22 protein-coding genes are annotated in these 22,691 nt (G+C 65.4%); 9 read left to right on the forward strand and 13 right to left on the reverse strand.

Features of this window, described 5'->3' with window-relative positions:
• Positions 1 to 154: 154 nt before the first annotated feature.
• Positions 155 to 679 carry a DMT family transporter gene (locus PAN31108_RS00860; RefSeq protein WP_150667020.1) on the reverse strand — a complete coding sequence of 175 codons (525 nt, stop codon included), beginning with the start codon at positions 677 to 679 and terminating at the stop codon, positions 155 to 157.
• A gap of 97 nt (positions 680 to 776) precedes the next feature.
• On the opposite strand from PAN31108_RS00860, the gene PAN31108_RS00865 reads away from it, so the two are divergent.
• A complete protein-coding gene (locus tag PAN31108_RS00865; RefSeq protein ID WP_150667021.1) occupies positions 777 to 1,706 on the forward strand; it encodes a LysR family transcriptional regulator in 930 nt (309 codons plus the stop codon).
• 142 nt (positions 1,707 to 1,848) lie between these two features.
• On the opposite strand, the gene PAN31108_RS00870 is transcribed toward PAN31108_RS00865, so the two are convergent.
• Together PAN31108_RS00870 and PAN31108_RS00875 are read right to left on the reverse strand one after the other, a co-directional pair.
• Positions 1,849 to 2,436 (reverse strand): BPSL1445 family SYLF domain-containing lipoprotein, encoded by a 588-nt coding sequence (locus PAN31108_RS00870; protein ID WP_150667022.1) that lies wholly within the window; start codon positions 2,434 to 2,436, stop codon positions 1,849 to 1,851.
• Between the two features lie 206 nt (positions 2,437 to 2,642).
• Positions 2,643 to 3,227 carry a TetR/AcrR family transcriptional regulator gene (locus PAN31108_RS00875; protein ID WP_150667023.1) on the reverse strand — a complete coding sequence of 195 codons (585 nt, stop codon included), beginning with the start codon at positions 3,225 to 3,227 and terminating at the stop codon, positions 2,643 to 2,645.
• A gap of 158 nt (positions 3,228 to 3,385) precedes the next feature.
• On the opposite strand from PAN31108_RS00875, the gene PAN31108_RS26665 reads away from it, so the two are divergent.
• Positions 3,386 to 3,976: an epoxide hydrolase family protein gene (locus tag PAN31108_RS26665; protein WP_246183708.1), complete on the forward strand. Its 591-nt coding sequence runs from the start codon at positions 3,386 to 3,388 to the stop codon at positions 3,974 to 3,976.
• A 45-nt stretch (positions 3,977 to 4,021) separates the two neighbouring features.
• The gene (locus PAN31108_RS26670; RefSeq protein ID WP_246183709.1) at positions 4,022 to 4,627 is read left to right on the forward strand and encodes a hypothetical protein; all 606 of its coding nucleotides are present in this window, start codon (positions 4,022 to 4,024) and stop codon (positions 4,625 to 4,627) included.
• 76 nt (positions 4,628 to 4,703) lie between these two features.
• Here PAN31108_RS26670 and PAN31108_RS00885 read toward each other — a convergent pair whose 3' ends face one another.
• Positions 4,704 to 5,621 carry a LysR family transcriptional regulator gene (locus PAN31108_RS00885; RefSeq protein WP_150667024.1) on the reverse strand — a complete coding sequence of 306 codons (918 nt, stop codon included), beginning with the start codon at positions 5,619 to 5,621 and terminating at the stop codon, positions 4,704 to 4,706.
• A 130-nt stretch (positions 5,622 to 5,751) separates the two neighbouring features.
• Here PAN31108_RS00885 and PAN31108_RS00890 point away from each other — a divergent pair, with 130 nt between their 5' ends.
• On the forward strand, positions 5,752 to 6,606 hold the full coding sequence (locus PAN31108_RS00890; protein WP_150667025.1) for an NAD(P)H-binding protein: 855 nt from the start codon (positions 5,752 to 5,754) through the stop codon (positions 6,604 to 6,606).
• A 187-nt stretch (positions 6,607 to 6,793) separates the two neighbouring features.
• Here the strand turns inward: PAN31108_RS00890 and PAN31108_RS00895 are convergent, their stop codons facing one another.
• Both PAN31108_RS00895 and PAN31108_RS00900 read right to left on the reverse strand, forming a co-directional pair.
• Complete coding sequence (locus tag PAN31108_RS00895) at positions 6,794 to 7,258, reverse strand: nuclear transport factor 2 family protein (protein WP_150667409.1); 465 nt, start codon at positions 7,256 to 7,258, stop codon at positions 6,794 to 6,796.
• A 137-nt stretch (positions 7,259 to 7,395) separates the two neighbouring features.
• The gene (locus tag PAN31108_RS00900) at positions 7,396 to 8,085 is read right to left on the reverse strand and encodes a glutathione S-transferase (RefSeq protein ID WP_150667026.1); all 690 of its coding nucleotides are present in this window, start codon (positions 8,083 to 8,085) and stop codon (positions 7,396 to 7,398) included.
• 149 nt (positions 8,086 to 8,234) lie between these two features.
• Here PAN31108_RS00900 and PAN31108_RS00905 point away from each other — a divergent pair, with 149 nt between their 5' ends.
• Positions 8,235 to 9,164, forward strand: a complete 930-nt coding sequence (locus PAN31108_RS00905; RefSeq protein WP_150667027.1) for a LysR family transcriptional regulator — start codon at positions 8,235 to 8,237, stop codon at positions 9,162 to 9,164.
• A 178-nt stretch (positions 9,165 to 9,342) separates the two neighbouring features.
• Complete coding sequence (locus PAN31108_RS00910; RefSeq protein ID WP_150667028.1) at positions 9,343 to 10,560, forward strand: YbfB/YjiJ family MFS transporter; 1,218 nt, start codon at positions 9,343 to 9,345, stop codon at positions 10,558 to 10,560.
• 54 nt (positions 10,561 to 10,614) lie between these two features.
• Here PAN31108_RS00910 and PAN31108_RS00915 read toward each other — a convergent pair whose 3' ends face one another.
• A complete protein-coding gene (locus PAN31108_RS00915; protein WP_217426275.1) occupies positions 10,615 to 11,340 on the reverse strand; it encodes a sulfite exporter TauE/SafE family protein in 726 nt (241 codons plus the stop codon).
• Between the two features lie 198 nt (positions 11,341 to 11,538).
• Here PAN31108_RS00915 and PAN31108_RS00920 point away from each other — a divergent pair, with 198 nt between their 5' ends.
• Complete coding sequence (locus PAN31108_RS00920) at positions 11,539 to 12,597, forward strand: LysR substrate-binding domain-containing protein (protein WP_150667030.1); 1,059 nt, start codon at positions 11,539 to 11,541, stop codon at positions 12,595 to 12,597.
• Here the strand turns inward: PAN31108_RS00920 and PAN31108_RS00925 are convergent.
• The 6 genes from PAN31108_RS00925 to PAN31108_RS00950 all read right to left on the reverse strand — a co-directional run bounded on the left by PAN31108_RS00925 (position 12,530) and on the right by PAN31108_RS00950 (position 19,986).
• Positions 12,530 to 13,432, reverse strand: coding sequence for a helix-turn-helix transcriptional regulator (locus PAN31108_RS00925; protein WP_150667031.1), 903 nt, complete (start codon positions 13,430 to 13,432; stop codon positions 12,530 to 12,532). The genes PAN31108_RS00920 and PAN31108_RS00925 overlap by 68 nt on opposite strands.
• A 74-nt stretch (positions 13,433 to 13,506) precedes the next feature.
• A complete protein-coding gene (locus PAN31108_RS00930) occupies positions 13,507 to 14,187 on the reverse strand; it encodes a Fe2+-dependent dioxygenase (RefSeq protein WP_150667032.1) in 681 nt (226 codons plus the stop codon).
• 41 nt (positions 14,188 to 14,228) lie between these two features.
• Entirely contained in the window at positions 14,229 to 16,751 is a 2,523-nt protein-coding gene (locus PAN31108_RS00935) for a TonB-dependent receptor (RefSeq protein ID WP_150667033.1), read from the reverse strand.
• 189 nt (positions 16,752 to 16,940) lie between these two features.
• The gene (locus PAN31108_RS00940) at positions 16,941 to 17,768 is read right to left on the reverse strand and encodes an ABC transporter ATP-binding protein (RefSeq protein WP_246183711.1); all 828 of its coding nucleotides are present in this window, start codon (positions 17,766 to 17,768) and stop codon (positions 16,941 to 16,943) included.
• Complete coding sequence (locus PAN31108_RS00945) at positions 17,765 to 18,826, reverse strand: FecCD family ABC transporter permease (protein ID WP_370819555.1); 1,062 nt, start codon at positions 18,824 to 18,826, stop codon at positions 17,765 to 17,767. The genes PAN31108_RS00940 and PAN31108_RS00945 overlap by 4 nt, the downstream gene beginning before the upstream one ends.
• 71 nt (positions 18,827 to 18,897) lie before the next feature.
• Positions 18,898 to 19,986: an ABC transporter substrate-binding protein gene (locus PAN31108_RS00950; RefSeq protein ID WP_246183712.1), complete on the reverse strand. Its 1,089-nt coding sequence runs from the start codon at positions 19,984 to 19,986 to the stop codon at positions 18,898 to 18,900.
• Positions 19,987 to 20,301: 315 nt separating this feature from the next.
• Here PAN31108_RS00950 and PAN31108_RS26580 point away from each other — a divergent pair, with 315 nt between their 5' ends.
• Both PAN31108_RS26580 and PAN31108_RS00960 read left to right on the forward strand, forming a co-directional pair.
• A complete protein-coding gene (locus PAN31108_RS26580) occupies positions 20,302 to 21,159 on the forward strand; it encodes a response regulator (RefSeq protein WP_246183713.1) in 858 nt (285 codons plus the stop codon).
• 13 nt (positions 21,160 to 21,172) lie between these two features.
• On the forward strand, positions 21,173 to 22,681 hold the full coding sequence (locus tag PAN31108_RS00960) for an ATP-binding protein (RefSeq protein ID WP_174994790.1): 1,509 nt from the start codon (positions 21,173 to 21,175) through the stop codon (positions 22,679 to 22,681).
• Positions 22,682 to 22,691: the final 10 nt, after the last annotated feature.

Below are 22,691 nucleotides of genomic sequence, written 5' to 3' on the forward strand. Positions count from 1 at the left end.
CAAGCGCGCCGGCGCAATGGAAATTACATATATCAGGGATCCGATGACATCGACGTTGAACGCAATGCCGACAGCGTGACGCCAATGACGCGCGACGGCGCCCTCCGCATCGCGACTTTCATGAGATTCATGACATCCATGACGCTCACGACCTTCATGAACCGGCGGCACTCGCCGCAGCGGCGTTGACCGTGGGCGCGCGCGTACCCCATTGCACCACGACCATGCCCGCGATGATGAGCACGACACCGGCTACGCGCACGAGATTGACCGGCTTGACGGCGAGTCCCATCAGTCCGAAATGATCGATGAGCAACGAGGCGACGACCTGTCCGGCCACCACGCAAACGATGAAGTTGGCCGCGCCCAGACGCGGCGTCAGCACCAGGGCTGCCGTGATGTAGGCCACGCCCGCAACGCCGCCGATCCACAGCCACCACGGACCGCGCGCGGCAGCGGCGACATTCGGCAACCCGGCGCGCATGCCGATCAGCACCGGCAGCACCACGAGCAGACTGACCAGCAGCGACGCGACCGTGGCCCATAGGGGATGCCCCAGTGTGCGTCCGAGGGCGGCATTGCTGCCGGCCTGAAACGGCACGACCGCACCGGCGAACAGGGCCACGCCCAACGGCAGCAGGACCGTTGCGGACAGTTGAGGGGTCAGGGATGCATTCATGAGGAGACCTCGCTAATCGTGAATAAGGCTTGCCTTGAGCATGATTCATCCATTTCAATAATGGAAATTAGAAATCGTCACACAAACTATTCGTCATATGGATGATTTGCGTCGAATCGACCTCAATCTGCTGCTGACGCTGCACGCCCTGCTGGCCGAGCGTCACGTATCGCGCGCAGCGTTGCGACTGCATCGAAGTCAACCTGCCGTAAGCCATGCGCTCGCGCAGTTGCGCGGCATCTTCGACGACCCGTTGCTCGTGCGTCGCGACGGCGGTCTCGCGCTTACGGCGCGTGCGCTCGAACTCCAGCGCCCGCTCGAAGAGGCGCTTGATCGGTTGCAAGGGTTGTGGCATGCGCCGGCGTTCGATCCGCGTCGGGCGCGGCGAACCTTTCGCATTGCGTTATCCGATTATGGCTCGCGTGTGGCGCTGCCGGCGCTCACGCGACGGCTTCGCGAGCAGGCGCCGGGCATCGATATCGCGGCCACCCAGGCAAGCCGCGAAGCGATGCTCACGCAGTTGCTCGATGGCGAAATCGACCTGGCGCTGGGCGTGTTCCACGACTGTCCGGGCGAGTTGGAGACGTTGACGCTGTTCGAAGAGTCGTTCGTCTGTCTGGCGGATCGTGCGACGTTGCCGGCGCGCGGCCATCTGACGATGGCGCAATGGATGGCGCGGCCGCACGTGCTGGTCGCCATGCGTCCGGGCGTGGATAACGAGATCGATCAGGCGCTCGCGGCGTCGGGACACGCGCGACGCATTGCTGTCACGCTACCGCACTGGAGTGTCGCCCCAGCGTTGATCGTCGGGACCGACCTCGTGCTGACGGTTGCACAGCGCGCCGTGGCTCACCTTCGCCACGACCGGAAATTGCGGCGCTTCGCCGCGCCGTTCGCGATTCCGCCGTTCCCGTTTCAAGCCGTGTGGCATACGCGCCGCGATGTCGATCCCGCGCATCGCTGGCTGCGCGAGCAGATCGTGCAGGTCTGTTCGGACGGGGCGTCGAGCGCCATCGAGGCACGCTGACACATTGAGGCACATTGGGGGCGTCCGTAAGCCCATCGGATCGCGCCGATCGCTCCCGTCGCCCCCTATTGCCCCTATTGCCTCTGTCGCCCCCATAGGCCTCAATCGCCCCTTTTTGCCCGTCCGAGGGGGCCGTGCGCGCTCAGATCTCGAGCTTCGTGATCTTGGTGCCGGACAGCGAGAGATCCCCCATGAGGCCACTGTTCGTCATGACGAACACTTCGACCGGATGAGTAGACGCCGTTGTGTCGACCTGACCGTTCGCCCCGATCTTCACGAGCGCGACCGATGCATCGGCGCCGGCTGACCACCCGCTGGAGTTGCGGAATTTGTCGAGCGCCTCCTGCGTCATGAAGAGGTACACGATCGACTTCGACTGCATGCCGAGTTGCGCACCGATCGACCCGGAAGACAGGCTGTAGTAGCCGGTCGTCTTGCCGCCGACACGCAAGGCGCCGTCGCCGTGCTGACCGCCCACGATGACGCCCGCCTGAATGACCGAGGAAAAGACGAGCACGCCGCGCGCCTTGCCGACCAGTTCACGCGAGCCGGGAACGGTCGAGAAAAGACGCGACAATGTGCCGTCTGCCGCAGCGTCGATGGATTGCTTGCGAGCGTTGTTCGCTTCGGGCGTCGCGGGCGTGTTACCCGTCGTCGAACATCCGGACATTGCTGCGCCCATGACCCCAGCGACAACCGCAGCCCCAAGAAATTGCCGACGTGTTTGCATTTTTATATCTCCGCATGGTGAATCGGATATCGGGCGCCGTGCACCTCGCGTGCGACCGGCCACCGCGTGACGTCTCCCTCGCGGAGACGTTGCGGGTTCCCTGGCCCGGATGGCCGGCGGGATACCTCAGGGCGAGTGTCGGATTTGTGACGGCGCTTCGCTATCGGGGTTTGGGGCAACGCCGTTTCCCCTTGGGGCAATGCGCCTCAGAGCCCCAACCCCGTGAGCAGCCCGTCGATCTGACGAATGAACGCCGGACGGTCGTACTTCACGAGGGCCATGCGCCATAGGCCTTGCAGGAACGTCACGATGACCTGCGCGATGGTCTGCACTTCGAGCGGCGAGCGAAGTTTTCCGCGCGCCCGATCTTCGCTCAGGCGCGTCTCCAGCGCCGTGCGCAACTCGCGCAAGCCCTGCTCCGCGCGAGCCCGAAGCTCGGGCTCGGCGAGTACTTCGTCGACTTCCATGGCCGCCAGCATGCACAGCCTCGGCGCTTGCGGATCGTCCAGACAATCGAGCACGGCGGCAAAGAATGCACGAATGCCCGACGCTGCATCGGGGGCGGACCGCAGTGCGTGCATGCGCGCCGCGACAACCTGATCCTGATAGCGCTGCAAGCACGTCAGATAGAGGTGCTTCTTGCTCTTGAGGGTGTTGTAGAACGAGCCTTCGCCGATCTCCATGACTTTCAGGAGATCGCGCAACCCTGTCGCGGCGTAACCCCGTTGCCAGAACAACGTCGTCGCCTTGTCCAGTGCCTGCTCGTAATCGAATGCGAGTTTGCGTGCCATGTGCGAAGCATACCTCATTTGTAACGTTCGCTAAAAAATTCTTGATTGGCGTGCGTTCGTATGTTTAATATTGTAGCACTCGCTACATTTTAGCGTTCATTCACCCGTCGAAGTCCCGGCTCCCCCATTTGTCCGGGCTTCATCTCCGGAGTTTTTCGATGTCTGCATTGCCCCAACCCCACGCGCTGTCTCTGGTATTGCCGGAGGCTACCGAGGCGGTCTCGCCGTTTCATGTTCACGTTCCCGAGGCCGCGATCGAAGACCTGCACGGGCGTCTGGATCGCATCCGCTGGCCGGATCGCGAGTTGGTCGACGACTGGTCGCAGGGCGTGCCGCTCGCCGCCGCGCAGGCACTGGTCGACCACTGGCGTCACCGCTATGACTGGCGACGCTTCGAAGCCCGGCTCAACCGCTTCTCTCAATTCCGTACGCGCATCGACGATGTCGGCATCTATTTCATCCATGCCCGTTCGCCGCATGAAAACGCCATGCCGATCCTGCTCACCCACGGGTGGCCGGGGTCGGTAGTCGAGTTCCTCGACGTGATCGAACGGCTGACGGATCCGGTCAAATTCGGCGGCAGCGCCCAAGACGCGTTTCACGTCGTCGTGCCCGCGATCCCGGGATACGGCTTCTCCGACAAACCGCGCAATCTCGGCTGGAATCCCGCGCGTATTGCACAGGCATGGCGCGTGCTGATGACCGAGCGTCTGGGATACCGGCGCTGGGTTGCCCAAGGCGGCGACTGAGGCTCGGCCATCACGACGGCGCTCGCTGCACAGAAGCCCGACGGATTGCTTGCCGCACATGTGAACCTGCCGATGGTCGTGCCCGCGGAACTCCCTGCGAATCCCACGCCGGCGGAAGCCCGCGCGCTGGCGGGTATCGAATATTTCGTCAACAAGGGCACCGGGTACGCGGACCAGATGAACACACGTCCGCAGACGATCGGCTATGCGCTCAACGACTCGCCGCTGGCGCTCGCGATGTGGATGTACGAGAAATTCTGGGACTGGACCGACAATCAGGGCAAACCGGAGGACGCCCTGAGTCTCGATCAGATGCTCGACGACATTTCCCTGTACTGGTTCACAGGCACCGGAACGTCGGCCTCGCGACTTTACTGGGAAGGTGTCGGGGAGACGATTCACAGCCACACGTTCTTTTCCCCGGGGCGCTCGGGCGGTGAGCGCATCGAGATCCCGATGGGCGCGAGCCTCTTTCCGGCGGAGACGTTCAACCCGCCGCGCCATTGGGCCGAACAGGCATGGCGCACGATCTTCCACTGGAACGAAGTCGAGGCCGGCGGTCATTTCGCGGCGTTCGAAGCGCCCGAGATTTTCGCGCGGGAAATGTGGACGGCTTTCCGCACGTTTCGCGAGCAGGCAAAGGGCCAGTGAGCCGCAGGGCAGCCTGCGCTGCGCCCGACGGCAACACTGCCTGCCCGCCCGGTGAGGTCTATGAGGTCTATAAGGTCTATAAGGTCGATGACGTCAACGATGTCACCAGATCGAGAAACGCCCGTGTCTTGGCGGGCGGATGGTGACGCGACGGGTGATAGGCGTAGAGCGGGAAGCGCTCGTCCGGCCAGTCCGGGAAGAGATCGACCAGTTGACCGCTCTCGCGCCAGTGCTCGGTGCCGAACCCCATCACTTGCGCGACGCCGTAGCCTGCGAGACAGGCGCTGAGCAACGTGCCGGCATCGTTGACGACGAGGCGGCCGTGGGTGGGCACGACGAGCCGTTTGCGCTTGCGGTGAAACTCCCACGCGAACGGACGTCCCGTGCGCGGATCGCGAAACTCGATGCAGGTATGCGCGTCCGACGACAAGTCCTGCGGCGTCAACGGACGGCCACATCGCCGCAGATAGGCCGGCGTCGCCACGGTATGAATCGGCGTGTCGAGCAACTTGCGCGCGACGAGCGTCGAGTCCGGCGGCACACCGAAACGTACCGCGAGATCGAAGCCGTCGGCAATCATGTCCCCGAGACTGTCCCTCGTGATCAGTTCGAGGTGCAGTGCCGGATGTTGGGCGAGAAACGCTTCAAGACTCGGCCCGAGGATCAGACGCGAGAAAAACGGATCGATGTTCACGCGCAGACGGCCACGCACCGCCGTCGCCCCACCCGACGCGGTCGCTGCCGCGTCTTCCAATCCTGCCAGCAACGGCGTGACCTGAGCGTAAAAACGCCGCCCCTCGTCCGTCAGCGAGACCACGCGGGTCGTGCGGTCGAACAGGCGAATGCCGAGCCGCCCCTCCAGTCGCGACACCGAACGGCTCACGCCCGGTTGCGACATATCCAAACGCTCGCCGGCCGCCGCAAAACTGCCCGCCTCCACGATCGCCACGAACACGCTCATGCCGTTGAGCATGCGCTCGTCGAATCCAGTCATGTCCCTCTCCTCGGCAATCAATGCCAAAACGGCATCAATAAAATGCCATTCATGTTATCGCGAAATGTTCCTCGGCTGCCGACAATAGCGACCAGCGCGGTAGGGACCGCGACCTCTACAAGGATTCGAGATGTACGCCATTACAGGCATTACCGGACAAGTCGGCGGTGTCGTCGCACAAACGCTGCTCCATCGGGGCGATGCCGTGCGCGCCGTGGTGCGAAGCACCACCAAGGGAGCGGCATGGCAAGCGCGTGGCTGCGATGTCGCCGTCGCGGAGATGGCCGACGCCGAGGCCCTTACCCGTGCCTTCACCGGCGCGCACGGCGTGTTTATCCTGCTGCCGCCGCACTTCGATCCGTCGCCCGACTTCGCCGAGTCGCGCGCCAACATCGCGGGCATCGTCAAAGCGCTGCAAACCGCGCGCCCGTCGCGCGTGGTCTGCCTGTCGACCGTCGGCGCGCAGGCCACGCAGCCGAGCCTGCTGTCGCAACTCTCGCTGCTCGAACAGCATCTCGGCGCGCTCGACCTGCCGATGACGTTCTTGCGCGCCGCGTGGTTCATGGAGAACGCCGCGTGGGACGTCGCCCGTGCACGCACCGACGGCGTGCTGGAGAGCTATCTGTCGCCGCTCGACCGGGCGATCCCGATGGTCGCGACGGCTGACGTCGGCACCACGGCAGCGCAGTTGCTGCGCGAGCCGTGGCAAGGCACGCGAGTCGTCGAGTTGTGTGGCCCCGAGCCGGTATCCCCGGCGTTGCTGGCCGATACGCTGGGCCGCGAGTTGGGCCGAACCGTCGTCCCCCACGTCATCGATCGCGGCGAATGGGAGGCGCGCTTCCTCGCCCAGGGCATGCGATATCCGACACCGCGCATGCAAATGCTCGACGGCTTCAACGAAGGGTGGATGACGTTCGAAGGCACGCCGCGTCGCGGCACGACGTCGCTTGACGAGGTCGTGAAGGCACTCGTTGCTTGCCAGTAAGGCGTCGGCCGCCCGACACTGAGGGCACGGCATCGCGCGCGACCCCGCACACGGTCGGCGCGGTGCGCTCTCAGGGCGCGTCGAATGGCGAACGGCAAGCCCCCCCGGCAAGCAGATGGTTTCGAGGGAGGCCTCGCGCTGAATCACGAAGACCACGCCTTCACGTCAGGCGTCGACGCTCGACGCATCAGAACATGGAGTTGCCGCTGACGGTCTTGGCCGGCGTCGGCTGAGAGACGTCCCAATGCTCCACGATCTTGCCCTTTTCGAGCCGGAACAGGTCGACGATGGCAATGGGCAGATCGCCCGGGTGCCGCACCTTGCGCACGTGCAGGATCACGAAATCGCCGTCGGCGAAAGCACGCACGATATCGCTGTGCGAGTCCGGCTGATGCTTGCGCAGGAACTCGATGTACTCGCCGAAGCCTTCGATACCGTCAGCGGCGTTCGGATTGTGCTGGATGTACTTGTCACCGAGGTACTGACGCGCCGCCGCAAAGTCCTTGCGATTGAGGCCGGCCTCGTAGAACGCGAGCACCGCCTGTTTGTTCGCGGCCAGTTGGGCCGCCGACACGGCGGGCCCGGCACTTTCCGGTGCGCCCGGCCCCCCGGTCGCCGCCGCCGAAATGGCCGCGCCGGGCAATGGCGCCATGCCCTCGGCAGCATAGGCAGGTGTCGTGGCGACAAGCACAGTGCTCGCCGCGGCAGTTACGGCAGTTGCGGCAAGCAACGAAGCCATCAATGTTTTCATAGCGTTTCGGTGGCGTGAGGTGTGGCTAAGACCGGCGATCAGCTTAGCAGTTCGTAGGGTCCGCCGCGCGTGAGGGCGCGCTGATAAGCGTCGCGTGCGTGAATGCGCTCGAGAAAGTCGACGATCGCGGGCCAACGGCCTTTGGCGTCGCCCCTCGCCGCCACGGCCTCCAGCGGGAAGCTCATCTGGATATCGGCTGCGCTGAAGCTGTCGCCGACGAACCAGCCAGTCTTCGTCAACGCATCGTTGACGTACCCAAAATGCAACGCCAGTTGGGGATCGACGAAGCTCGACTGCAAGGTGTCGCTGATCTTGCGTGCGATGGGTCGCACGAAGAACGGCATCGGCGCACCTGCGATACGCAGCGCCACCAGTTTGAGCAGCAACGGCGGCATGGCGGAGCCTTCCGCGTAGTGCAGCCAGTAGGTCCATTGAAGCCGTTCGGGCGTATAGGGAGTATCGGGTGTATGGCGGGGTGGCGCGAAGCGACCCTGACCGTAGCGGTCCACGAGGTACTCGATGATGGCGCCGGACTCCGCCAACGTCAGATCGCCATCGGTGACGATCGGCGACTTGCCCAGCGGATGCACCCGGCGCAAGGCCGGCGGCGCGAGCATCGTTTTCGGATCGCGCTCGTAACGTTGCAAATCGTACGGCACCCCAAGCTCTTCGAGCATCCACAGCACGCGCTGCGAGCGGGAGTTGTTCAGGTGATGGACCGTCAGCATGGTGTCTGGCTCCGGCGGGAAATCCGCACGCCATTGTCGCCTTAACGGCAGATTTAAGGGTACGCTTGTTCCTCGGCCACGCCCGCGAACGCGCGACGGCCCGCCGACCATCCCCGACGTCTTCGCTAACGCCTCACTCTTGCTCGCTCATGGACCGAATCGACGCCATGAAGGTCTTCGTCGCCACCGTCGACGAAGGCAGTCTTGCCGGCGCCGCCCGGCGTCTCGGACGCTCGGCCGCCGCCGTCAGTCGCGCCATCGCCTACCTGGAAACGCACACCGGCACGGCCCTGCTCCATCGCACCACGCGCACGCTCAAGCTCAGCGCCGCGGGTGAACGCTACGCCGCCGCGTGCCGGCGCATCCTGCTCGACCTCGACGAAGCCGACGTGATCGCCGCCGGGGAACGGTCTGCGCCGCGCGGTCAATTGACCGTATCCGTGCCGTTCGCGGCCGGCGACACCTTCATGCGCGAGATTGCCGACGCCTTCATCGAGCGCTACCCGGATGTGATCGTGCGGCTGCAACTGAGCGATCTGCCCGTGAACCTGATCGACGAGGGTGTGGATGTCGCGGTGCGCGTGGCGCATCTGCCGGATTCGTCGCTCGTCGCCACTCAGGTCGGCGAAGTGCGCCGCATCGTCGCAGCCTCCCCCGCGTATCTGGCAACGCACGCCCCCATCGAGACGCCCGCCGATCTGGCGAAGCATCGCATCGTCTCCATGACGTATTTCGGCATCGATTCGTGGCGTTTTCCGCCCACCGGTCGCAGCACGGTGCCGCAGATCGTTCAGTTCACGCCGCGTCTGATCGTGAATTCGATTCGCGCCGCGATTGCGTCCGTTGTCGCCGGTCACGGTGTGGCGCGCATGCTGACGTATCACATCGTCGGCGAGCTGGAGCGCGGCACGCTGGAGATCGTCTTGCAGAATTACGAGCATCCGCCCATGCCGGTGCACATCATCACGCCGCAGGGACGACTGGCGATACCCAAGGTGCGCGCGTTCGTGGACTTCGCGGTGCCACGTCTGCGCAGACATTTCTCGCACGTGCACAAGCTCGCGTCGGGCAAGGCGTGAGGGAATCGGGGTGCGTCGGGACGGCGGACGACCGTCGCCATTCGTACGCCGCACGGAAGAATGACTTCCGGCGAACGACCTTTTTCTGACGCATCGCAGCAACCTACACTGGCGCCATCGCTTGTGCGCGCCGTACCGGCCAGAGCCGGGAGGCGTCGCAGCGCTCCCCGGAGTCAACATGTCCCATGCAGTGCTGGGCGGCCCCCCGACCGCCCCCTTCAACGCCTGGCGCGCCACCCTGTCGGCGGCTTGCGCGAGTCTCATCGGTATCGGCTTTGCCCGCTTCGCCTACACCGCGCTGCTGCCCGCCATCATCGGCGCACACTGGTTCGCGCCGGCGACGGCGGCGTATCTCGGTGCTGCCAATCTCGGCGGTTATCTTGCGGGCGCGCTGGGCGCGCGCGTGCTGGCGCGCCATGCACCGAATGTCGTCTTACTGCGTACCATGATGTGCCTCGCCGCCATCGCGTTTTTCGCGTGTTCGTGGCCGCTGTCTTTCCTGTGGTTCTTCGCGTGGCGCTTCGCGTCGGGGTTCGCGGGCGGTGTGCTGATGGTCGTTGCAGCACCCTCGGTGCTGGCGCACGTCGCGCCGTCGCGACGCGGCGTTGTCAGCGGTGCGATATTCGCCGGGCTGGGTTTGGGGATTGCCGCGTCCGGCACGCTCGTGCCGCTGCTGTTACGGCAAGGGCTCCCGCAGGCCTGGATCGGACTGGGCGTGCTGTCGCTGCTGCTCACGGCGGTGGCGTGGCGCGGCTGGCCTGACGGCGCAGCGACTGGATCGGCGGCATCGGCGGCATCGGGCACGCCACATTCGAAGCCCCGCACGACGACCCCGCTCGCGCTGCGCTCGCTGTATGTCGAATACGCGCTGAACGCCGTCGCGCTGGTGCCGCACATGATCTTCCTCGTGGACTACGTCGCCCGGGGCCTCGGCAAAGGGCTTGACGCCGGTGCGAACTATTGGGTCCTGTACGGGCTGGGGGCCATCGTCGGCCCGGTGTTCGTGGGGCACCTTGCCGACCGGATCGGCTTTGCGCGGGCGTTGCGCGTCGCGTATGTGGCGCAAATGTGCGCTGTCGTGCTGCCGGTGCTTGGCCTCGGCCTGCCCGCCCTGATCGTCTCCAGTATGGTGATGGGGGCTTTCACGCCGGGCATCGTCCCGCTGGTACTCGGACGCGTGAACGAACTCCTCGCGCATCACCCCGCGGCCCAAAAAGGCGCGTGGAGCACGGCAACGACGAGTTTCGCCACCTTGCAGGCCGGCGCCGCCTATGGGTTGTCTTTCCTGTTCGCGGCGACGTCCGGCAATTACTCGCTGCTGTTTATCGTCGGCGGCGTGGCAATGGCCCTCGGGTTCGTGGTGAACGGCGTTTGTGCCCGCATCGCGCGCGCCTAGTACGTGATTAGGTCGCTCGCGTGCGCTGCCATCTCCGATGCCATCCGCTCGATGTCACCGCCACGCGGCACTGAGCATCACGCCCCCCGAAACGATCAGCATCGTATCGAGCAATCGTTGAAACACCGCCGGGCGCATGCCCAGCACGAAGCGCTTGCCCAGCGTCGTGCCCAACATCAGCGTCATGCCGACGATCAGGCCGCTCGCCCACACTTCCGGCGGCAACGCGCCCAGCCCGGAGAACATCAGCACTTTCGCCACGTAGATGAAGACCGAACTGGCCGATTCCGCACCGAGAAACGCCCCGCCCGACAACCCGTATGCGGCAAACGCCGGCACGCTGAGCGGCCCGGTCGAGAGCACGATACCGGTCAGGAACCCCACGACCGCGCCCACAACCGTCAGTTGCCAGAGCGACAATCGCCACTGACGGCGCCGAAGGTAGTGCCGCGCCGGCACCATCGCAATGAAGAACAGTCCCAGCGCGATATCCACCACGCTCGACGGCAGAGTCCATAACGTTTTCGCACCGAGTGCCGCGGCAGGCGCCCCCGGCACCGAGTAAGCGAACACCGCACGCCAGTCGATCTCACGCCACCACGCCACCACCTTCGAGAGGTTGCCCAAGACCGCCGCGACCGCCATGATCGGCACTGCCTGCTTCGGGCCGTACGTGTAGACCAGCACCGGCAACAGCATCATCGACGAGCCCGTGCCGACGACGCCGCTCACCGCCCCCGCCGTCGTCCCCACGATGGCGATCATCGCCATGCCCCACATATGTCCTGCAAAAAATTCCGCCAGCATCCTGCCCTCATCGTTCGCCGCGCTCTCACACCGCCCGGGCTTGCCGCGGGACGCATGAATCTTAGCCGTGACGATAAAGCATGACGATCACTCACGCCATCGACAAAATAAACGCGCTTCTGTGATAAAAAGTCACGATTCGACCCTCACATCGCCATTCAAGGATTGAGCATGGCGCGTCAACTTCCCCCGTTGCATGCTTTGCGGGTTTTCGAGACGGCGGCCCGCGCCGAAAGCCTGAGCGCCGCTGCGCAGGAACTGTCGATCACGCATGGGGCGGTGAGCCGTCAGATTGCGTTGCTGGAGGACTGGCTCGGGCAGACGTTATTCGTCCGCCAGGGCCAGCGCAATGTGGCCACCGACCACGCCCGCGCGTTTGCCGCCGAGATCAGCGCAGCGTTCGACCTCATCGGTGACGCCGCGCTGCGCTTCGGCAAAGCACCGCAGACGCGCGTGGTGCGCGTCAACGCCCAGACCACGCTCGCCATGCACTGGCTGATCGCCCGACTGCCCGAGTTTCATGCCGCGCATCCCGATGTGCAGGTCGTTGTCACGACATCGAGCAGCGGCGATACCGCATTTCGTGCCGGCTTCGACGTTGCCATCCGCCGCGATCCGGCGTCGCGCCCCGAATGGCAGGCGTACGAGAAGACGGTGCTGTTCACGGAGCGCGCCACGGTGGTCGCTGCGCCGCCTTTGCTGGAAGCGCTGCCGGTGCGGCGATTGAAAGACCTCGCGAAACACACCTTCGTCGCCACTCAAACGCGCGTTGGCGCGTGGGAGGACTGGTTGAGCGCGGCCGGTGTGCCCGCGTTGCGGCCTGTGCGATTCCATCGCTTCGACCACTATCACGTGAGCTTGCAAGCGGTCGTCGATGGATTGGGGCTGGGAATCGGCAGCATGCCGACACTGAATCGGGAACTCGCCGCCGGACGTCTGACCCTGCCCTTCCCGGAAATTCAGGTGGACGGCGCGACCTACGTCACGCTCGTGCCGCGCGACGCCGACAAGTCGAAGCCGTTGCGGGATTTCCTGGCGTGGCTGCATGCGGCGGCAAGCGCGGACCTCGCGGCAAACGTCGAGGCGAAAGTAGAGACGAAAGTCGAGGAGAAAGTCGAGGAGAAAGTCGAGGAGAAAGGCAAAGCGCCCGCCAACGTGGACGTCAGGCACCCGGCCCGACGCGCCACTTCCCCGGCGACACGCCGAACGCGCGCCGGAAGTGCCGAGTGAAGTGCGAGAGATCGTTGAAGCCTTGCGCCAGCGCCACATCGGTTGCCGACGCCCCGGCGCGCAACGCCGGCAACGCCCGCACCAGACGCAACTGATTGCGCCACGCATGCGGCGCCAGTCCTGTCTCCCGGGAAAACAAACGGGCAGCGTGGAACGCAGAGAGATCGACCGCTTCGGCCAATGCCGTGAGCGACAGCGGTTCGGTCAGATCGGCGGACAGTCGCGCCTTCATCGTCTCGACGCGTACGGCATCGCGATGCGTCGCCAATGCGGGCATGCCTGCCTGCGCATGCCGGACCAGCATCATCGATACCGCCTCGATCAGCACGCTTTCCGCGAGCAGCGGGTCCGCGCCCACCTGAAGCAGTCGATGCGCCTCGAGCAGACGGTGCATGGCTTGCGCGTCGTAGATGACGTTTTCACCGAACCATGGCAGAGGGGCGTCGTCGGCGACGGAATCGGACATTCCCGCCAGCGGATTGGCCAGCGGATTGGCGATTTGCCGCTGCACCCCCTGCACGAAGCCCACGGGCAGATAGAACACGCGGTAGCGCCAGCCGAAGTCGGTCTCGCGCGCCCCCGTATGGACTTCACCGGGATGAATGATCGCGACCGAGCCGGCGTCCGCCACGTGCTCGCCGCCACGATAGGCATAGCGCTCCGCCCCGGCCACGATGCACGCAAACGTGTACGCGTCGTGCCAGTGCGGCGCGAACGTATGGTCGTTGTACTCGGCCGTGAGCATATCGCCCCCGGGCACGAGCGACGAGCGCCAGTACAAAGGAGCATTGCGGAACGGCTGGAAAGGCTGAAGGGGCTGAAATACGGCATCCATGGCCGCTACTTTACACCGGGCGACGCACGATCGTGCGCCACCCGGCGCGCAGGGATGCCAGGCGACCTTATTCCCTACACATCCGCCCACATACGCAACAGGTTGTGATAACTCCCCGTCAACTGCACCAGCGAGGCATTGTCGGCGCCCTGCTGTGTGAGACGCTGAATCGCCACGTCCATGTCGAACAGCACGCTGCGCTGGGCATCGTCGCGAATCAGGCTCTCGATCCAGAAGAACGACGCGAGACGTACGCCCCGCGTCACCGGATTGACCTTATGCACGCTCGTGCCGGGATACAGCACCATGTGACCGGCGGGCAGTTTGACGGCGCGCTCGCCGAAGCTGTCGCGCACCACCAGTTCGCCGCCGTCATAGCTGTCGGGCTCGGCCAGGAACAGGGTGGCCGACAAGTCCGTGCGCACCCGCTCGCGCACACCCTTGATGCCCCGCACTGCGTTGTCCACGTGATAGCCGAACGCCTCGCCGCCTTCGTAGCGATTGAACAGCGGCGGATAAATCCGGCGGGGCAACGCCGCCGACATGAACACGGCGTCCTGCGACAAACGTCGCAGGATCTCGCCGCCCAGACGCTGCCCCCAGGGATCGTCTTCGGCGAGTTGCCGGTTCTCCTTGGCCTGCGCCGACTGCATGCCCGCCGTCGCCTTGCCGTCGATCCACGTCTGCGTCTGCAATTGCTCGCACAACGCACGCGCTTCGTCGCGGCTGAATACGGCGGGTATCTCGATCATCATGATGCTGCCTCCCCGAGGCTCAATGTGCCCTCGACATGCGCTTAGAACGCGATATCGGCGCTGACCGTGACCGTGCGCCCGGCACCCGGCACGCCGTACAACTGGAAGCCGTCGAGCGACGCGCCGATCTGTGCGTAGTAGAACTTGTTGAACACGTTGTTCAGGTTCAGGTTGACGTGCACGTGGCGGTTCACCCGATAACGGGCGGCGATGTTATGCACCCAGTAGCTCGGCGCTTTCTCGTTGTCCTGCGTGTAGATCGGATTAACGCCCGACGGACCCGACGCGTTGCTGCTGTTGTTGTTCAGACCGCCCACGTAGCGGTTGTCCGTGTAACGACGATGCCCCACGTATTGCACACCGTAGCTCAATGCGAGGTCCGGTGTGACCTTGTACGACGTCCAGATCGATCCGCTCCAGTCCGGCACGTTGGCGGCTTCCGCCCCCTCGTTCGCGCCCTTGGTGATGCGGCTCTTCATGCGCGAGACCCCCGCGAAGATCGACCACTTGTCCGTGATGTTGCCTTGCAGCCCGAGTTCAACACCATCGACGCGCTTGGCGGGCAGCGCGCGCACCGGCGACGTGTCGTCGCTCGTGTATTGCCACGAATTGCTCAGTTCCGTGCGGAAGACCGCCGCCGTGAAGCCGAGCGCCCCACCGGCCAGATCCCACTTGGTGCCCATTTCGTACGTCTGCGAGGTGGCCGGATCGTACTTGGCGGTCGAGGCCGTGCCGTAGATCAGATTGTTCGTGCTCGCGCCGATGGCGGTCGGCTGCGTCGCGCGGCTGTACGACACGTAGATGCTGCCCGGCTCCACCGGTTTGTAGACGAGACCCGCGCGCCCGCTCCACGCCCCGTCGGTGCTCGACGTGAGCGTGGCGCCGGTCGGCGAGTTCGTCTCCGCGCGCCAACGGTCATAGCGCAGCGAGGCCAGCACCTGCCAGTGCGGCGACAGCGTGATCGTGTCGCTCGCGAAGATGGCCGCATCGTTGACCGTCGAACTGGACTGGTTGGTGCCCTCCATCGACCACTTGCCGGCAAACGCGTTGGACGGGTTCGCCATGTTGAAGAACATGTCGCCCGCCGGCACGTAGGCCTCGCGCGGATTCCCGCCGTAGGTCTCGCGATAGAGCTCGAACCCCGTTACCACGTCGTGCTTGAACGGACCGGTGTTCGCGGAGAAGCGCAGGTCCGTCTGGTTGTCGAGGATCTGATAGCGCGTGGAATTGCCGAAGTTGCTGCCACGCAGAATGCCGTACGGCGCCGACGTCAATCCGTAGTCGGTGTAGGAGTTGACCCCGCCGATGTTCGACAGCGGCCCGATGCCGGTGTAGCCGAGCGTCGCGCATCGCGCGCCGGTGCAGGTCTTGCTCCCGTTGGCGTTCGCCGCGAAAAAGCGCGCCGGCGACAGGACCGAGAAGTTGTCCGTCTGCTGCCAGCGCAACTGGCTGCGAATGCGTGTGGTGTCGTTGAAATCGTGCTCGACGCGCCCCGACAGCGAGGTACTTTCCGTTTGCTGCGTGTAGATGCCTGCGGCCCCGTACCAGTTGCTTTGCTGCACGCCCGGCATCAGTTGACCGCCCGTGCCGCGCTGGATCGGCAAGCCCGTGTCGGGCACGTTGTTGTCCTTCTGATGGAAGACGTCGAAGATCACCCGTGTGCTGGTGCCCAGACCGAGGCCGAGCGACGCCGCAATGCCGTAGCGGTCGTTCTTCACTTCGTCACGCCCCGCCACGCCGTTGTGATGCGACATGAGATTCAGGCGCAACGCCGTGGTGTCGCCGAGTTGCTGATTCAGGTCGGCTGTCATGCGGCGGTAGTTGTCGCTGCCCAGCCCGAACGACGAACGGTAGAAGCTGCCAAGCTCGGCTTCCTTCGATACCAGGTTGACCGAGCCGCCCAGCGCCGCCACGCCCGATTCGATCGTGCCCGTGCCCTTGTACACCTCGACGCGATCGAGATCGAAGGTGTCGTTGCGGCTCGACAGCCCGGCGTCGCGCACGCCGTCGATGGTGATGCTCTGCTCAGCCGAGAAACCGCGAATCGAGAACAGGTCGCCCCAGCCGAGATTGCCCTCGCCCGACATGAAGGTGATGCCCGGTACGTTCTTCAGAATGTCCTGCAACGACTGGGCGTTCTGCTCCTCCAGCACCTTCTTGGGTACCACCGTGATGCTTTGCGGGATGTCGCGCAACGGCGCCGTATATTTGGACGACGACACGGTCTCGGCTTTGTAAGGCGCATCGACCGTTGCCGTGACCGACGTGGCCGGGAGCGCCACGGCGGCCGCAGACGGCGCAGCGGCCTGGGTCGCGGTCTGTGCCGTGGCCTGTGCCGGTGCGGCGTTGCCGTCGGCGGCGGGTGTGGCGCTTGCCGGGGCGCTCTGCGCGGCGGCATGCAGCGATGCGGCGGCCAGTGCTGCCGCCAGCGTCAGGCGGGGCTTCAGACGCAGACGCGACGCGGCGCGTGATCCCGTATCGGGCGCCGCCCCGAGCGGCAATGCGAACGGCAATGCGAACGGCGCGAGCGTGGCCTCGGCTTCCAACGAATTCAAGTGCTTCATCTGGTGTTATGCGTTATGAGATGAACAGACAAGCGTCCCCGCGCGCCGGGGTGTGCGCGACACCGCCGGAGCGTTCGGACTGACTCGGACAACAAGGAAAAACGACGCGGCCGGCGTGGCGATATGGCTGGGCGTGCCGGTGCGGATGCAGCGAAGACCGGCGAGCCGCGTCGCAGGAGCGAACGGCGTCTAGACGGGTGTCACGACGTCGTCCACGATCAGTTGCGGCAGGCCGCGCGAGCAACGCTCGACCCGCGCCTGCACGTCGAATACCCGGGCGATGGCATCGGCCGTCACGACCTCGTCGACGCCCCCGGCTGCAACGACACGCCCGTCGCGCAGCATTACCGCCGCATCGGCGTGACGCATCGCGATCGACAGATCGTGCATTACGACGACGGTAATCATCTGGCGCGCCACCGTCTCGCGAGCGATCAGACGCATCACCTGAAACTGATGATGCAAATCGAGCGCCGAGAGCGGCTCGTCGAGCAGCAAAAGGCGCGGCGCGCGAATCAATGCCTGCGCCAGACCGACCAGTTGCCGCTGGCCGCCTGAGAGTTCGTCGAGAAAACGCATGGCGAGCGCTTCGATGCCCAACTGCGTGAGCAGCGCCATGACGACGGCCGGTGTGGGCGCCATCGCGCTCACGGATTCGCGGGCGGCGTGACGCGCGCCATGCCCGGCCGCCAGCACCGATTCGAGCACACGAAGATGCACGCCTGCCGGCAGCGCCTGCGGCAGATAGACGACATCGCGCGCCGGCGCCCGCCCCGTGCAGCGATGAAGCGTCTCACGGCCGAACGTCACTTCCCCTCGCCCGGCGACGAGTCCGGCCAGCGTGCGCAGCAAGGTCGATTTTCCCGACCCGTTCGGCCCGAGCAGCGCCGTGACGGTGCCGGCCGGCAACGTCGGCAGCGACACCGAGTGCAGAATGTGGCGGCGGCCGAGCGTCACGTCGATGCCGGTCGCAGACAACGCCTGCGTGCCTGCCTGCGCTTTAACCGATAGCGTCACAGCGACCTCCCGCTCGAACGCACGACGATCACGAGGAAGAACGGAATGCCCACGAGCGCCGTCACGATCCCGACCGGGATGATGACGCCGGGCAGCAGCGTCTTCGACGCAATCGACGCGAGCGACATGACGAGCGCGCCGACGATGACGCAACCCGGCAGATAAAAGCGATGGTCCTCGCCGAAAATGCCCCGCGCGATATGCGGCGCGATCAGTCCGACAAAGCCGATGGTGCCCACGAAGGACACCGTGAGCGCCGAGAGCAACGACACGCGCATGAGCGTGATGAGCCGCAAGCGCGCAACGCGAATACCGAAACTGGCGGCACGGTCTTCGCCCAGGCGCAACGCCGTCATCGCCCACGACTGCCGCCAGGCGAACACGGCCATGATCGCAAGTACCGCGCCGAGCACACGCACCTGTGTCCAGTCGCTGCGCGTGAGGCTGCCCAGTGTCCAGAAGACGAGGCCTTGCAGGGCGTCTTCGGTCGCGACGAACTGCATCAGCGACACGAGCGCATGAAACACGAACACCAACGCGATTCCCATGAGCACCACGCCCGAGGTGGGCAGGCCGCGCCAGCGCGCCACGCCGTCGAGCACCAGCGCCGAGATGAGCGCGAAGATGAAGGCGTTGACGGGTACGACCCAGATGTCGGCCACCCCCGGCACGTGCAGGTTGAGCACGATGGCGAGCGCGGCGCCGAACGCTGCCGCCGCCGACACGCCCAGCGTGTAGGGGCTCGCGAGCGGGTTATCGAGGATCGTCTGCATCTCGCCGCCGGCCAGACCGAGCGCGCCGCCAACGAGCACCGCCATCAACGCATACGGCAGGCGGATCTGCCAGACGATGACCTGCGCGTCGGGGCTTGCCGTGCCCGGCGACACCAGCGTCCGCCAGAGATCGCGCCACCCCAGCGCCGACGGCCCGTGCGTGAAGTCCATCGCCAGCGCGAACACAATGAACGCGGCCAGCGCGACGAGCCACACCGCGCGACGCAAATTCAGTCGTCGATAGCCGCTCGCCACGTCCGCTTGCAGCACGTCTTCCTCCGCCATCCGGGCCGACGAATCGTGCGAGGCGGCCTGCACCGAGGCGCCCGCCCCGTGAGACATTTTTCCCGCAAGACTCACGGCTTGTCTCCGTCGATCCAGTACGTCCCGTCGTACGGCACGGCGAGGAAGCGCTTGTGAATCTCGGTGAACGTGGCATTCGCATCGATCTGTCGGAAGCGCCCCGGATAGAACCAGTTCAGCATCGCCTCGACGGCCACGATGTTGTACGGCGAGTCGTAGAAGTTATGCCACAGCCCATGTGTGCGGCCCTCGCGGACCGCCTTGATCGACGCAATCCCCGGCGATTTCACGAATGCATCGAGCGAGTCGCGTGCATCCGCAGCCGTGGTCTGCGCGCCCACGTGGATGCGCAACTGATTGGCATTGCCGCGCGTGCCGGTCGCGATATAGACGTCCGGCTGCGACGCGATCACGTGTTCGATGTTCAGATCGCCGATCACGCCAGGCAGCAAGTCGCGCGCGACGTTCACGCCTCCCGCCGCATCGACGAATTCGCCGATACTGCCGTTGCCGACCGTGTGACAACACCCGGGCCACACCCCCGCGAGCAGTTGCACGAACACCTTCGGACGCTGGTTCGACGGGATCGTCGCCACCGCATCGCGCACGGCCTTCAGATGCGATTCGTAAAGCGAGATATAGGCCTCGGCCTGCGCCTCTCGCTGCATCGCCTTGCCCATGAGACGAAGACTCGGCACCGTGTCTTCCAGCGGCTTCTGACGGAAGTCCACGAAGATGACCGGCACCCCGGCGGCGGCAAACTCCTTGACGAGCGCGTTGTGACGCCCCGGCCCATGCCCCCCGATGCTGAAGATCGCCAGATCCGGTTTGAGCGCGAGCGCCTTCTCCGCGCTCACCGTCGCTTCCGAGGATTGGCCGATCTTCGGGATCGTGTCGATCTTCGGGAAGACCTTCTCGTACTGCTGCCATGTCTGCGGGTCGAGCGACTGCAATTCCCCCTGCCAGCCCACAATGCGCCCGAGCGGCTGCTTGCCTTCGAGCAACGCTACCGCGTACAGCAGACGCCCCTCGCCCAACAGAATCCGGTCGACGTGATCGGGCAACGTGACTTGCCGCCCGGCCATGTCGGTCACGACCTCACCGGCGTGCACGGGCACGATGGCGCCAAGCGCCGTGGACACGAGGACGCCCGCGACGCACGCCGCACGTCTGGCGACATCGATCAACGATCTGCGGCGCGAAAAGTAATTCGGCATAACAATGACATCCAATATTGAATCAAGAACCATTCTCATTTCTATTAGAATGTAGCGCTGCGTTGTGTTGGCTTCGTGTTGACGGAATTTCGGTATGTATTGGTTTGTATTGGCATGTATCGGTATGTGGGCGACGGGCGCAACGGGTGCGCTCGCCGGTAGACTCCCGTTCTTTGGCATTTCGTCGTGATGTCGGCCGCCACGTCCTCCCCCCACTCACTCCCCGGGTCCTCGTCACCGATGGCGACATCTCCTGCGGTTGCCCGCCTGCTGGTCGTCGACGACGATCCGCAGATTCGCGACCTTCTTTCCGACTATCTGCGCGAGTCGGGTTTCGATGTCGCGACCGCCGCCGACGGCGTTCAGATGTGGGCGCAGCTGGCGGCACGTCCGGCCGATGTCGTCGTGCTCGACCTGATGCTGCCGGGCGAGGACGGACTGTCGCTGTGTCGTCAGTTACATGCGCGCGGTGACGTCTGTGTCGTGATGCTCACCTCGCGCAGCACATTGCTCGATCGCATCGTCGGTCTGGAAGTCGGCGCGGACGATTACCTGCCCAAACCGTTCGATCCGCGTGAGCTGCTCGCACGCGTGAAAGCCGTGTTGCGGCGTGGGCCGCGCCTGCCGCCCGGGCGTTCGCCCTCGGGGGCGGGCGCCGTGCCGAATGTGCCAAATGTGCCGACACTCCCGGGACCGCACGGGCGCCCGGCGGTCTCGCCGTCGTGCGTGCCGGCGCATACGTTGCACACTTCGCACACGGCGCCCTCTCAGGCCGCCTTTTTCGATTTCGACGGCTGGCGGCTCGACACGCTGGCACGTCAACTCATCTCCCCCGAAGGTCGCGTGATTACGCTCGGCGGCTCCGATTACCGCACATTGCAGGCGCTGGTGATGCATCCGCATCGCCCCCTCTCGCGCGACTTTCTGCTCGATTGCGCCTTCGGCCGTCACGGCGCGGCCAACGACCGCGCCATCGACGTGTGCGTGAGTCGCCTGCGCGCGCACCTCGATACGCGTGCACGTGCGTCACCGCTGATTCGCACCGTGCGCAACGAGGGCTATATGCTCGCGGCGGATGTGGTGGCCTCCGGTGTGTGACGCGCCTCGCGCGATGCCGGCCCATCAAGACGCCCGCCGATCGTTCACCACGCGCTTTCTCGACAGATTCGGCCGCCTCTTCGGCTGGCCCCGCACGCTCTCTGGCCGACTCGCGCTGATTCTCGTCATCGGCATGCTCGCCACCCAGTTGGTGACGGGCACCGTGTGGTTCGACGCGCGCTACGGGCGCGTGGCCGAAGTGCCGGTGCGCTCGGGCGGCGCGCGCATCGCCGACGCCGTGAAGCTGTTCGACGTCGTGCCGCCGGCAGAGCGCCCCGCGCTCATGCAACGATTGCGCGCCACCGGTGTCGAGGTCCGCGACATCGACGTACCCGCTCACGGGCAAAGCATGTCGCACTTCTCGGACGATCTGTTCGATAGCGTGCTGACGGCACAGCTCGGCCCCACACATCCGTTCGTTGCCCATCCCGTCGTGCTTTACGACGACACCGGCGAACCCGTCGCGCTCGCGACGCTGCTGCGCGCGCATGCCCCGACGGCGCACCTCGCCGCCGACGTGCGCCTACAAGACGGGCAATGGCTCTCGCTCGCAGTGGTCGCCGGTCAGGCGGGACTGGACTTGCGCCCCGGCGCAGCCTTCGCCGATTACTTCGTGCGGATTTACCTCGCGCGGATTCTCGCAGTGATTCTCATCGCGGTGATCGCCGTGCGTATCGCGCTACGCCCGCTCGCCAGAATGTCGGCCGCCGCCGACCGGCTCGGGCGCGACATCCACAGCCCCCCGCTCGACGAGCGCGGGCCGGTGGAAGTGCGTCGCGCGGCGCAGACGTTCAACGCCATGCAGCACCGCCTCATCGAAGCGATGCAGGCGCGCACCACGTTCCTCGCCTCGGTCTCGCACGATCTGCGCTCGCCGCTCACGCGGCTGCGTCTGCGTGCCGAAACCCTGAACGACCCGGCGCAACGCGAGCGGTTTCGTCAGGATCTGATGGAGATGGAAGCGATGATCGCGGCGTCGCTCGACCACGTACGCGGCGTTCCCAGCGGCGAAGCGCTGCGCGACGTCGATATCGATGCGCTGCTGCACGCCGTGGCCGAAGACGCACGGGAGACGGGCGGCGACGTACGCGTGCGCGAGCAAAGCGCGAGCGGCACGGTGCGCGGCTACCCGAGAACGTTGCGTCGCTGCGTGCAGAACCTCGTCGATAACGCCCTGCGCTACGCGGGCGGATGCCGCCTGTCGGCGCATCTGTCGGCACAGGGCACGCATCTCGAGATCGTCGTGGAAGATCGCGGCCCCGGCATACCGCACGCGGAGTTGTCGGCAGCGATGGAACCCTTCGTTCGGACGAGGGGACACGGGCAGGCGTGCGCGCAGGCACCCGACGCCGTGGCCAGCGGGCCCGACGGCGCGGGCCTCGGCCTCGCGATCGCCCGGACGATCGCGCAGGCGCACGACGGCTCGCTCATCCTCTCGAATCGTCCCGGCGGCGGCCTGCGCGCCGAACTCCACCTGCCCCTGGCAGGTCCGGACGTGACACTCGACACCCATACGAAATAATCATAAATTT

Origin of the sequence: Pandoraea anhela (assembly GCF_902459655.1) — a bacterium.
Lineage (GTDB): Bacteria > Pseudomonadota > Gammaproteobacteria > Burkholderiales > Burkholderiaceae > Pandoraea > Pandoraea anhela.

What these genes read in the sequence shown, in the direction of transcription:
- PAN31108_RS26580 (WP_246183713.1), top strand. Translation starts at nt 20,302, where the DNA reads ATGGCGACATCTCCTGCGGTTGCCCGCCTGCTGGTCGTCGACGACGAT.
- PAN31108_RS00915 (WP_217426275.1), bottom strand. Translation starts at nt 11,340, where the DNA reads ATGTGGGGCATGGCGATGATCGCCATCGTGGGGACGACGGCGGGGGCG.
- PAN31108_RS00865 (WP_150667021.1), top strand. Translation starts at nt 777, where the DNA reads ATGGATGATTTGCGTCGAATCGACCTCAATCTGCTGCTGACGCTGCAC.
- PAN31108_RS00945 (WP_370819555.1), bottom strand. Translation starts at nt 18,826, where the DNA reads ATGGCGGAGGAAGACGTGCTGCAAGCGGACGTGGCGAGCGGCTATCGA.
- PAN31108_RS00890 (WP_150667025.1), top strand. Translation starts at nt 5,752, where the DNA reads ATGTACGCCATTACAGGCATTACCGGACAAGTCGGCGGTGTCGTCGCA.
- PAN31108_RS00935 (WP_150667033.1), bottom strand. Translation starts at nt 16,751, where the DNA reads ATGAAGCACTTGAATTCGTTGGAAGCCGAGGCCACGCTCGCGCCGTTC.
- PAN31108_RS00960 (WP_174994790.1), top strand. Translation starts at nt 21,173, where the DNA reads ATGCCGGCCCATCAAGACGCCCGCCGATCGTTCACCACGCGCTTTCTC.
- PAN31108_RS00900 (WP_150667026.1), bottom strand. Translation starts at nt 8,085, where the DNA reads ATGCTGACGGTCCATCACCTGAACAACTCCCGCTCGCAGCGCGTGCTG.
- PAN31108_RS00925 (WP_150667031.1), bottom strand. Translation starts at nt 13,432, where the DNA reads ATGGATGCCGTATTTCAGCCCCTTCAGCCTTTCCAGCCGTTCCGCAAT.
- PAN31108_RS00930 (WP_150667032.1), bottom strand. Translation starts at nt 14,187, where the DNA reads ATGATGATCGAGATACCCGCCGTATTCAGCCGCGACGAAGCGCGTGCG.
- PAN31108_RS00875 (WP_150667023.1), bottom strand. Translation starts at nt 3,227, where the DNA reads ATGGCACGCAAACTCGCATTCGATTACGAGCAGGCACTGGACAAGGCG.
- PAN31108_RS00870 (WP_150667022.1), bottom strand. Translation starts at nt 2,436, where the DNA reads ATGCAAACACGTCGGCAATTTCTTGGGGCTGCGGTTGTCGCTGGGGTC.
- PAN31108_RS00905 (WP_150667027.1), top strand. Translation starts at nt 8,235, where the DNA reads ATGGACCGAATCGACGCCATGAAGGTCTTCGTCGCCACCGTCGACGAA.
- PAN31108_RS00910 (WP_150667028.1), top strand. Translation starts at nt 9,343, where the DNA reads ATGTCCCATGCAGTGCTGGGCGGCCCCCCGACCGCCCCCTTCAACGCC.
- PAN31108_RS00895 (WP_150667409.1), bottom strand. Translation starts at nt 7,258, where the DNA reads ATGGCGCCATTGCCCGGCGCGGCCATTTCGGCGGCGGCGACCGGGGGG.
- PAN31108_RS00860 (WP_150667020.1), bottom strand. Translation starts at nt 679, where the DNA reads ATGAATGCATCCCTGACCCCTCAACTGTCCGCAACGGTCCTGCTGCCG.
- PAN31108_RS00920 (WP_150667030.1), top strand. Translation starts at nt 11,539, where the DNA reads ATGGCGCGTCAACTTCCCCCGTTGCATGCTTTGCGGGTTTTCGAGACG.
- PAN31108_RS00885 (WP_150667024.1), bottom strand. Translation starts at nt 5,621, where the DNA reads ATGACTGGATTCGACGAGCGCATGCTCAACGGCATGAGCGTGTTCGTG.
- PAN31108_RS26665 (WP_246183708.1), top strand. Translation starts at nt 3,386, where the DNA reads ATGTCTGCATTGCCCCAACCCCACGCGCTGTCTCTGGTATTGCCGGAG.